This window comes from Pseudoalteromonas sp. Ps84H-4 (assembly GCF_024124645.1).
Taxonomy (GTDB): Bacteria; Pseudomonadota; Gammaproteobacteria; order Enterobacterales; family Alteromonadaceae; genus Pseudoalteromonas; species Pseudoalteromonas lipolytica_C.
Genome location: NZ_JAMXSK010000012.1, coordinates 139894 through 149481 on the forward strand (window position 1 = coordinate 139894; position 9588 = coordinate 149481).

General features: G+C 41.9%; 8 protein-coding genes and 10 tRNA genes. 16 read left to right on the forward strand and 2 right to left on the reverse strand.

From position 1 onward, the window contains the following. Position 1 precedes the first annotated feature (1 nt). Positions 2–1087 (reverse strand): peptide chain release factor 1, encoded by a 1086-nt coding sequence (gene prfA / locus NH454_RS12345; protein WP_135924142.1) that lies wholly within the window; start codon positions 1085–1087, stop codon positions 2–4. A gap of 7 nt (positions 1088–1094) precedes the next feature. Continuing rightward, positions 1095–2351 (reverse strand): glutamyl-tRNA reductase, encoded by a 1257-nt coding sequence (gene hemA / locus NH454_RS12350; protein ID WP_171040414.1) that lies wholly within the window; start codon positions 2349–2351, stop codon positions 1095–1097. An 83-nt stretch (positions 2352–2434) separates the two neighbouring features. On the opposite strand from hemA, the gene lolB reads away from it, so the two are divergent. The 16 genes from lolB (at position 2435) to NH454_RS12430 (ending at position 9449) form a co-directional block, all read left to right on the forward strand. Beyond that, on the forward strand, positions 2435–3022 hold the full coding sequence (lolB, locus tag NH454_RS12355; protein ID WP_199525830.1) for a lipoprotein insertase outer membrane protein LolB: 588 nt from the start codon (positions 2435–2437) through the stop codon (positions 3020–3022). Between the two features lie 2 nt (positions 3023–3024). After that, positions 3025–3891, forward strand: coding sequence for a 4-(cytidine 5'-diphospho)-2-C-methyl-D-erythritol kinase (gene ispE, locus NH454_RS12360; protein WP_199525832.1), 867 nt, complete (start codon positions 3025–3027; stop codon positions 3889–3891). A 79-nt stretch (positions 3892–3970) separates the two neighbouring features. After that, a complete protein-coding gene (locus NH454_RS12365; protein ID WP_135924138.1) occupies positions 3971–4918 on the forward strand; it encodes a ribose-phosphate pyrophosphokinase in 948 nt (315 codons plus the stop codon). Between the two features lie 151 nt (positions 4919–5069). Then, positions 5070–5681 carry a 50S ribosomal protein L25/general stress protein Ctc gene (locus NH454_RS12370; RefSeq protein WP_135924137.1) on the forward strand — a complete coding sequence of 204 codons (612 nt, stop codon included), beginning with the start codon at positions 5070–5072 and terminating at the stop codon, positions 5679–5681. A 19-nt stretch (positions 5682–5700) separates the two neighbouring features. Next, a complete protein-coding gene (pth, locus tag NH454_RS12375) occupies positions 5701–6285 on the forward strand; it encodes an aminoacyl-tRNA hydrolase (RefSeq protein ID WP_135924136.1) in 585 nt (194 codons plus the stop codon). 34 nt (positions 6286–6319) lie between these two features. After that, positions 6320–7411: a redox-regulated ATPase YchF gene (gene ychF / locus NH454_RS12380; RefSeq protein WP_135924135.1), complete on the forward strand. Its 1092-nt coding sequence runs from the start codon at positions 6320–6322 to the stop codon at positions 7409–7411. Between the two features lie 638 nt (positions 7412–8049). Further along, positions 8050–8126 (forward strand) — tRNA-Met (locus NH454_RS12385). A gap of 143 nt (positions 8127–8269) precedes the next feature. Next, positions 8270–8354: transfer RNA gene (locus tag NH454_RS12390), tRNA-Leu, on the forward strand. 36 nt (positions 8355–8390) lie between these two features. After that, a tRNA-Gln gene (locus NH454_RS12395) sits at positions 8391–8465 on the forward strand. A gap of 4 nt (positions 8466–8469) precedes the next feature. Further along, positions 8470–8546 (forward strand) — tRNA-Met (locus tag NH454_RS12400). Positions 8547–8633: 87 nt separating this feature from the next. Then, positions 8634–8718: transfer RNA gene (locus tag NH454_RS12405), tRNA-Leu, on the forward strand. 40 nt (positions 8719–8758) lie between these two features. After that, positions 8759–8833, forward strand: a tRNA-Gln gene (locus NH454_RS12410). 71 nt (positions 8834–8904) lie between these two features. Beyond that, positions 8905–8989: transfer RNA gene (locus tag NH454_RS12415), tRNA-Leu, on the forward strand. A gap of 40 nt (positions 8990–9029) precedes the next feature. Then, positions 9030–9104: transfer RNA gene (locus tag NH454_RS12420), tRNA-Gln, on the forward strand. A gap of 147 nt (positions 9105–9251) precedes the next feature. After that, positions 9252–9336, forward strand: a tRNA-Leu gene (locus NH454_RS12425). 38 nt (positions 9337–9374) lie between these two features. Then, positions 9375–9449: transfer RNA gene (locus tag NH454_RS12430), tRNA-Gln, on the forward strand. Positions 9450–9588 lie beyond the last annotated feature (139 nt).

A 9588-nucleotide genomic window follows, 5' to 3' on the forward strand; every position in this document is an offset into this window, starting at 1 on the left:
ATTATTCATCGCCCATCGCAGCAAGTAAGTCAGCTTGGTGTTCTTGCATTAGTGGCTCAATGACACAGCCTAAATCACCTGCAACCACTTCATTTAAACGATAAAGTGTTAAGTTAATGCGGTGATCTGTAATACGACCTTGTGGGTAGTTGTAAGTACGGATACGCTCAGAGCGGTCACCACTGCCCACTAAGTTACGACGTTCTGACGCCTCAGCCGCTTGACGCTTTTCATCTTCAGCTTGTTGTAAACGTGCACCAAGTACAGACATCGCTTTAGCACGGTTTTTATGCTGTGAACGTTCATCCTGACACTCTACAACCACACCTGTAGGAATGTGAGTAATACGAATTGCTGAATCTGTTTTATTTACGTGCTGACCACCAGCACCCGATGCACGGAACGTATCGACTTTAATATCTGCAGGGTTAATCTCAATTGCTTCTGCTTCAGGAATTTCAGCCATCACTGCCACGGTACAAGCAGATGTATGAACACGACCTTGCGATTCAGTCTCTGGTACACGTTGAACACGGTGAGCACCCGATTCAAACTTCAGCTGACCATACACGCCTTCACCAGAGATGTGCGCGATGACTTCTTTATAACCGCCATGTTCACCTTCGTTAGTACTTACTACTTCAACTTTCCACTTTTTAGTTTCTGCGTAGCGGCTGTACATACGGAATAAATCACCGGCGAAAATAGCAGCTTCATCACCACCGGTACCAGCACGAACCTCTAAATAGACATTATTATTGTCTTTCGGGTCTTTTGGTAACATCAGAATTTGGATTTCGTCTTCTAATTCGGTAATTTGTGCTTTTGCTTCTTTATATTCTTCTTGCGCCATTTCACGCATGTCAGGATCAGAGTCTTTTAGCATCTCTTCAGCCGTAGCAACATCATCTTGCGCTTGTTGATAGGCTAAAAACGCTTTTACGATTTCTTCTAATTCTGAATATTCTTTAGATAAGGCACGAAAGCGATTTTGGTCGCTGATCACAGAGGGGTCGCTTAGCAGCGCTTGCACTTCCTCATAACGCTCAACTAAGGTTTCTAATTTTCTATAAACAGACTCTTTCATTTAACGACTATTCCTGATCAATACCTAACATTTTCTTTAATTGGCTTAACTCGGCTGCTTCACCTTTTTTAGCAGCATCTTGAATGGCACGGGTAGGTGCGTGCATCAAGCGGTTGGTCAGTTTATTTGCCAACTCGAGTATAACTTTTTCTGCCTCTTTGCCTGCTTGCAGCTGACTGAGGGCTTTTTCGACAAGTTCTGACTTTATATCTTGTACATCGTTGCGATAATGGCGAATCAAATCCACCGAATCGAGTGAACGCAACCACATAGCAAATTCATCGGTACGAGAGCGAATAATGGTTTGCGCTTGTTCGGCGGCCTGCTCTCGAGCGGCGATATTCTCGCTTACTATGGCTTGTAAGTCATCAACTGAATACAAATAGGCGGCATCTAATTCGCCTACTTGACTCTCGATATCGCGTGGCACTGCAATATCTATAAATAACATTGGTTTATGGCGACGCTTTTTTAGCGCTTGCTCTACCACCCCTTTACCAATAATAGGTAAGGTACTAGCCGTTGAACTAATTACGATGTCCGCATCATGAAGGCGCTCAGGTAGCTGGGCAAGTGCAATCACATCTGCGTTGACATCGCTGGCAAGGGTCTTAGCACGTTCAATAGTTCTGTTGGCAACAGTAATTTTTTGCGGATTATTTTGGTACAAATGTTTAGCAACCAACTCTATTGTTTCACCAGCACCAATAAGCAGTACATTGGTTTTATCTAACTTGCCATATATGTGCTTTGCTAAATTAACCGCTGCGTAGGCAACCGAAACAGCGCTGGCACCGATATCGGTTTCAGTACGAACCTGCTTTGCTACCGAAAAGGTTTTTTGAAACAAGCGATCGAATGTCACACCGATTGCATCGTGAGTCTTTGCATTGTGATAGGCTTGTTTTATTTGCCCTAAAATTTGTGGCTCACCAAGCACCAGCGAATCTAAACCACAAGATACTCGCATTAAATGATTAATGGCTTCGGTACCTTCGTGATAATAGATGTTGTTGCTCAGTTCTTGTTCATCCAAACCGTGGAAACTGGCTAACCAGTGCAACAAGGTTTGGGAATTACGCTCGGCAAGGCTACAATAGATTTCAGTTCGGTTGCAGGTCGAAACAATGACCGCTTCATTGAAATGCGCATGGCCACTTAATTGTTGTAACGCCTCAGACATTTGCTCAGGCGAAAACGCAACTTTTTCGCGTAATTCTACGGATGCGGTTTTGTGATTTATACCAAGTGCTACGATGGTCATATGTACCAAATATTGCTAAGCCCAGCTGTAAAGGCATTAATTTTACCAAAAATCAGCGGAATATGGAAAGTAAGGAACGACATTTGATTAAACAATATTTGATTTTATTCATATTTTTTTTATTTATCAGCGGTTGTGCGCAAAAAATTTCAACGGTTGATTACATTTACCCTGATTGGAAAACCCGCCTAGACCAACAGACTCAGTGGCAAGTACAAGGTAAAATGGCGTTTATCAGCACCGAGCAACGCCAATCAGCCAATTTAAATTGGCAACATGATGAACGCAACAGTGACATGGTTCTAACTAGCTTTATTGGCACACGCATTCTGTCGTTACAGCAAAACCCTCAAGGTGCTGTTTTAGAGTATGATGGCGACACCTACACAGATCAGGATGCATCTAGACTACTTTACCGGTTAACAGGCTTTTCAATTCCATTAGATAATGCCGCAAAATGGCTAAAAGGTACTGCACAGAATGAGCAAGCATCATTCGATGAACAAGGTCGTTTAAAAACACTGCTTTGGCAAGCAGAGAATGGCCAACAATGGCAGATTACCTATGCAAATTACCGCAAGCAAGATGGTTATTGGTTGCCAGAAAAACTGACTTTAAAAAATCAACATATTCGTATTAAAATTCAACTTAATGATTGGCAGTTACATTAATCATGACACACATTTTAAAGCCCCCTTTCACATTAATCGCACCCGCTAAACTAAACCTATTTTTGCATATTAATGGTCGTCGCGATGATGGCTACCATGAGCTTGAAACCTTATTTACCTTTTTAGAATTTGGTGATGACTTAACATTTACAGTGACCCATGAACCCGATATCAATGTCATTGGCGATACAAACGGCATTACTTTAACAGACAACCTTATATATAAGGCAGCTCGTTTATTACAGCAGCATTGTGGTTGCCAACAAGGTGCGACTATCGAGCTATTAAAACGTTTACCGATGGGCGGTGGTGTTGGTGGCGGTTCATCCGATGCGGCTACGACCCTACTTGCTCTCAATAAGTTGTGGGAGTGCGATTTATCGCTCGAAGAATTAGCTAAACTTGGGGTGACGCTTGGAGCCGATGTACCAGTGTTTATAAATGGCCACACAGCAATTGCTCATGGTATTGGCGAGCAGCTAGAAAATGTAGAATTACCGCAAAGTTGGTTTTGTGTAATACATCCTGGGGAGCATGTCAGCACCGCGAAAATTTTTACCCATCCTGATTTAAAACGTGACACACCCAAGTTAAAAGTAGACTGGCAAACGGAAAATTTAGGCAATGATTGTGAGCCTTTGGTTAAAAAGCTCTGCCCCGAGGTTGAAAAAGTCCTGCAGTGGTTGCTAAAATACGCCCCGTCAAAGATGACTGGTACGGGCGCTTGTTGCTTTGCTGAGTTTTCAACCCAGGCACAAGCACAACAAGTTTTAGCTCAGTTACCAGATAAATGGACAGGTTTTGTTGCAAGTAGTGCTACACTTTCACCTGCTCATAAAGCATTAAATGCTCACTTTGCTATGAAGTAACGTACAAGTAAATGTTAACCTGCTTTGGTGTCTACCATAGCCTGTTAGTCCCAAAATTCAGTGCCTGAGGAACCCTACCGTGCCTGACATGAAGCTCTTCGCTGGTAACGCAACACCTGAGCTAGCTCAAAAAGTTGCAAAACGTTTGTATATTGAATTAGGCGATGCTGTTGTTGGCCGTTTTAGTGACGGTGAGATCAGTGTTCAAATTAATGAAAATGTTCGTGGTTCTGACGTTTTCATCATTCAATCAACCTGTAACCCTACTAACGATAACTTAATGGAGCTTATCGTTATGGTTGATGCCCTTCGTCGTGCATCTGCTGGTCGTATCACAGCAGTTATTCCATACTTTGGTTATTCACGTCAAGACCGCCGTGTGCGCTCTGCTCGTGTGCCAATTACTGCTAAAGTTGTTGCAGACTTCCTTTCTAGTGTTGGTGTTGACCGCGTATTGACGGTTGATTTACACGCTGAACAAATTCAAGGTTTCTTCGACGTACCAGTTGATAACGTATTCGGTAGCCCAGTGCTATTAGAAGATATGAAAGAACGCGACTTCGATGACGTTGTTGTTGTTTCTCCAGATATCGGTGGTGTTGTTCGTGCTCGTGCTATTGCGAAGCTATTAAATGACACTGACCTAGCTATTATCGACAAGCGCCGCCCACAAGCAAACGTTTCACAAGTAATGCACATTATTGGTGACGTTGAAGGCCGCGACTGTATCATCGTTGATGACATGATCGATACCGGTGGTACATTATGTAAAGCCGCTGCTGCTCTTAAAGAGCATGGTGCTAAACGTGTATTTGCGTATGCAACTCACCCTGTGCTTTCAGGTAATGCCGCTGAAAACATCCGTAACTCAGTAATTGACGAAGTGATTGTAACTGACTCAATTACCTTATCTGATGAGCTTAAAGCAATTGATAAAATCAAAGTGCTTACGCTTGCAGATATGCTTGCTGAAACAATTCGTCGTATCAGCAATGAAGAATCTATCTCAGCGATGTTTGAACACTAATCAACAACGCGAAGATATTCAAAAAGCACCGTCTAGGTGCTTTTTTTGTAGTCGTTATTTATTTTCCCCGAAAGGGGTGGTATGATAGCGCGCCTTTTGGCTGGGGACCTTGGTCGCAAAGGCCCTAAGACTATTAATTATTGGAGACATTATGTCAACTTATACATACAATGCAGAATTACGTACAGAAACAGGTACTGGTGCGAGCCGCCGCCTACGCCGTGAAGATAAAGTTCCTGCAATCCTTTACGGTGCTGACAAAGAAGCTGCATCTATCGTTCTTGCACACAAAGATATGATCAAAGCGCAAGAAGACGAAGGTTTCTACACGCACATCCTTACTTTAAACATCGGTGGCGAGTCAGTTGAAGCTATCCTTAAAGATATTCAACGTCACCCATTCAAGCCTAAGATCACTCACTTAGACTTCCAACGTGTAGATGCTTCTCACAAACTTCACACTAAAGTGCCAGTACACTTCATCGGTGAAGAGAAAGTAACTAAAGCAGGTAACACTGTTGTTCACCAATTAACTGAAATCGAAATCACGTGTCTTCCTAAGTCACTTCCTGAGTTCGTTGAAGTTGACGTTGCAGGCTTAGTAGCTGGTGATTCAATCCACCTTTCTGACCTTAAACTACCAGCAGGTGTTACATCTGTTGAGCTAGCTAAAGGCGCAGACCACGATCAGTCAATTGTTACTGTTAAAGCTAACAAAGCTGCTCCTGCTGAAGACGAAGCTTCAGAAGACGCTGCAGAATAATTTTTAAGGTGTCAACACCTTGAATTCTATTCAAATGCTTGTGGGCCTGGCTAATCCAGGCCCCGAATACGCAAACACACGCCATAATGCAGGTGCCTGGTTCATCGAAGAACTTGCTGCACGTTATAACTGCACACTCAAACACGATCCTAAATATCATGGCCTAACAGGCAAAGTGATCATTCAAGGCCAAGAATTTAAATTACTGATCCCTACTACTTATATGAATTTAAGCGGTAAGGCGGTGAGTAGTCTCGCTAATTTCTTTAAAATTCCTGTCGAAAATATCCTCGTCGCACATGACGAAATGGATCTCGAACCCGGGATTGCTAAACTAAAAAAAGGTGGCGGTCATGGCGGCCACAATGGTTTAAAAGACATTATCGCGAAAATGGCAAACCAAAAAGATTTCATGCGCCTTCGTATTGGCATTGGTCATCCTGGTCACCGTGAAATGGTTACGGGCTGGGTACTGGGTAAAGCCGCGAAAGAAGACCAAGAAAAAATGGATGCCGCAGTTGACGAAGCAGTTCGTTGTATGGAAATTCTTGCAAAAGATGGTGTGTTAAAAGCACAAAACAGACTACATTCATTTAAACCTTAAATCGTTTATTTGAAATTACACAAGGTATCTTACTATGGGTTTTAAATGTGGCATCGTTGGTTTGCCAAATGTTGGTAAATCAACACTATTTAATGCACTAACTAAAGCGGGTATTGAAGCCGCTAACTTCCCTTTCTGTACCATTGAGCCAAACACTGGCGTGGTTCCGGTTCCTGATGCACGCTTAAATGCGTTAGCTGCTATTGTAAATCCTCAGCGTATTTTACCAACAACGATGGAATTCGTTGATATTGCAGGTCTAGTAAAAGGCGCATCTAAAGGTGAAGGTTTAGGTAATCAGTTCCTTGCAAACATTCGTGAAACTGACGCGATTGGCCATGTTGTTCGTTGCTTTGAAGATGAGAACATCGTACACGTAGCAGGCACTATTGACCCTGCAGATGATATTGATGTTATTAATACTGAGTTAGTATTAGCCGATATGGATAGTGCCGATAAAGCACTTGTTCGTAACGCTAAAAAGGCAAAAGGCGGCGATAAAGACGCTAAAGAGCAAAATGCAGTACTTGAAAAAGTAAAAGCACACCTTGATGAAGGTTTAACTCTTCGTTCATTAGAGTTAACAAAAGAAGAAAAAGCAGCAATTAAGCCACTTAACTTCTTAACGATTAAACCGACTATGTACATTGCAAACGTTGCTGAAGATGGTTTTGAAAATAATCCATACCTAGACAAAGTTCGTGAAATCGCTGCTGCAGAAGATGCCGTTGTGATCCCAGTTTGTGCGGCTATCGAATCTGAGCTGTCTGAGCTTGAAGAAGAAGACAAGTTAGAGTTTATGGCTGACCTAGGTTTAGAAGAGCCTGGTCTTAACTTAGTGATCCGTGGTGGTTACGAGTTACTTAAATTACAAACTTACTTCACCGCTGGTGTAAAAGAAGTACGTGCATGGACAATTCCAGTAGGTGCAACTGCGCCTCAAGCTGCAGGTAAAATTCACACTGACTTTGAGCGTGGCTTCATCCGAGCACAAACTATCGCTTTTGATGATTATATCGAGTACAAAGGTGAAAGCGGTGCAAAAGAAGCAGGTAAAATGCGCCAAGAAGGTAAAGAGTACATTGTTAAAGACGGCGATGTAATGAACTTCTTATTCAATGTATAAGCTGCTTCGCTGATAAAATTTTAAAAGGCTCGTTACTACGAGCCTTTTTTATTGCTTATCATCTTTTAAACTTGCTACTAACCACCATATCATTTGCCAGTCCTAGCTATTTGCTAGATTTAACCGTCTATTCCAAGCAATGGACGCTTATCACGAACTTGGCAAATTGGTATTAGCACCGATACAGCCAAACATAATTTGACAAAGGATTAAGGATATTAGTGCTGGATTGTTCCGCTGTTAGTTGATTTACTACCAAACCACGTCTTTACTTAAAGAAACAAAGATCGAAATCGAGTGCTCTTTTAGCTGCAATCACTTTAAGAAATAAGTTCTTTTGTTGTTTTTAACAAGCAAACATCCTATAAAAAGAAATTATCTATTTTTGTTGCTTGATTTTTGTTTGAAAATCAAGCAACTTAAAATCAGTATTTAAACAGTTACAAAACACATTGCAGTTTTAAATTGGTAAATAGCAGTCAAAAAAACAGCAATTCAAATGAAATTTAGCCACTTAGCTTAATTTTAATGCAAACAAACACTGATAAGCGTTTTTTTGCAAAAAAGGTGTTGACGGATTTAGGTCATATCAGCATAATACGCCCCGCACTCAGCGATGAAGTGCTAACAAAAAAGATGGCTAAGTAGCTCAGTTGGTTAGAGCACATCACTCATAATGATGGGGTCACAGGTTCAAATCCCGTCTTAGCCACCATTCTTTCTTGTTGCTCAATGAAGAGTTTAAAATAACTACCAGTACTTTTAGTACGAATGATGCGGGAGTGGCGGAATTGGCCGATGTCTTGATTAAGACGCTGGATTTAGGTTCCATTACTATAGACTTGCATCACACTATGTGCGGGAGTGGCGGAATTGGTAGACGCGCTGGATTTAGGTTCCAGTAACTTCGGTTGTGAGAGTTCAAGTCTCTCCTTCCGCACCATGTTCTTGATAAGAACTAAAACTATCAAGCTTTTGTTGGGATATCGCCAAGCGGTAAGGCAGCAGGTTTTGATCCTGCCATTCCCAGGTTCAAATCCTGGTATCCCAGCCACGATGGCTAAGTAGCTCAGTTGGTTAGAGCACATCACTCATAATGATGGGGTCACAGGTTCAAATCCCGTCTTAGCCACCATTCTTTCTTTAGAATGGCTCTGCAGGAGTTTAAGCTGCACTCAATGAAGAGTTTAAAATAACTACCAGTACTTTTAGTACGAATGATGCGGGAGTGGCGGAATTGGTAGACGCGCTGGATTTAGGTTCCAGTAACTTCGGTTGTGAGAGTTCAAGTCTCTCCTTCCGCACCATGTTCTTGATAAGAACTCAAACTATCAAATTATTCTTTGTTGGGATATCGCCAAGCGGTAAGGCAGCAGGTTTTGATCCTGCCATTCCCAGGTTCAAATCCTGGTATCCCAGCCACTTTCTTAAAGTGACGAAGAATGCTCAATGAAGAGCTTAAAATAACTACCAGTACATTTAGTACAAATGATGCGGGAGTGGCGGAATTGGTAGACGCGCTGGATTTAGGTTCCAGTAACTTCGGTTGTGAGAGTTCAAGTCTCTCCTTCCGCACCATGTTCTTGATAAGAACTCAAACTATCAAATTATTCTTTGTTGGGATATCGCCAAGCGGTAAGGCAGCAGGTTTTGATCCTGCCATTCCCAGGTTCAAATCCTGGTATCCCAGCCACTTTCTCTACCAAGAGAGTGAATAAGAAAACTCAAGCTAAGAGTTTAAATTAGCAAACCCTTTGATGCGGGAGCGGCGGAATTGGCTGGTGTCTTGATTAGACGCTGGATTTAGGTTCCATTACTATACACTTGCATCACACTATGTGCGGGAGTGGCGGAATTGGTAGACGCGCTGGATTTAGGTTCCAGTAACTTCGGTTGTGAGAGTTCAAGTCTCTCCTTCCGCACCATGTTCTTAAGTAGAACTAAAACTCTTCAAGTTTAGCGTTGGGATATCGCCAAGCGGTAAGGCAGCAGGTTTTGATCCTGCCATTCCCAGGTTCAAATCCTGGTATCCCAGCCAACTTACTTCCCTTTTCTAATTTCTAATTTCTAATTTCTAATTTCTAATTTCTAATTTCTAATTTCTAATTTCTAATTTCTAATTTCTAATTTCTAATTTCTAATTTCTAATTTCTAATTTCTAATTTCTAATTTCTAAT

What these genes read in the sequence shown, in the direction of transcription:
- prfA (WP_135924142.1), bottom strand. Translation starts at nt 1,087, where the DNA reads ATGAAAGAGTCTGTTTATAGAAAATTAGAAACCTTAGTTGAGCGTTAT.
- hemA (WP_171040414.1), bottom strand. Translation starts at nt 2,351, where the DNA reads ATGACCATCGTAGCACTTGGTATAAATCACAAAACCGCATCCGTAGAA.
- ispE (WP_199525832.1), top strand. Translation starts at nt 3,025, where the DNA reads ATGACACACATTTTAAAGCCCCCTTTCACATTAATCGCACCCGCTAAA.
- NH454_RS12370 (WP_135924137.1), top strand. Translation starts at nt 5,070, where the DNA reads ATGTCAACTTATACATACAATGCAGAATTACGTACAGAAACAGGTACT.
- ychF (WP_135924135.1), top strand. Translation starts at nt 6,320, where the DNA reads ATGGGTTTTAAATGTGGCATCGTTGGTTTGCCAAATGTTGGTAAATCA.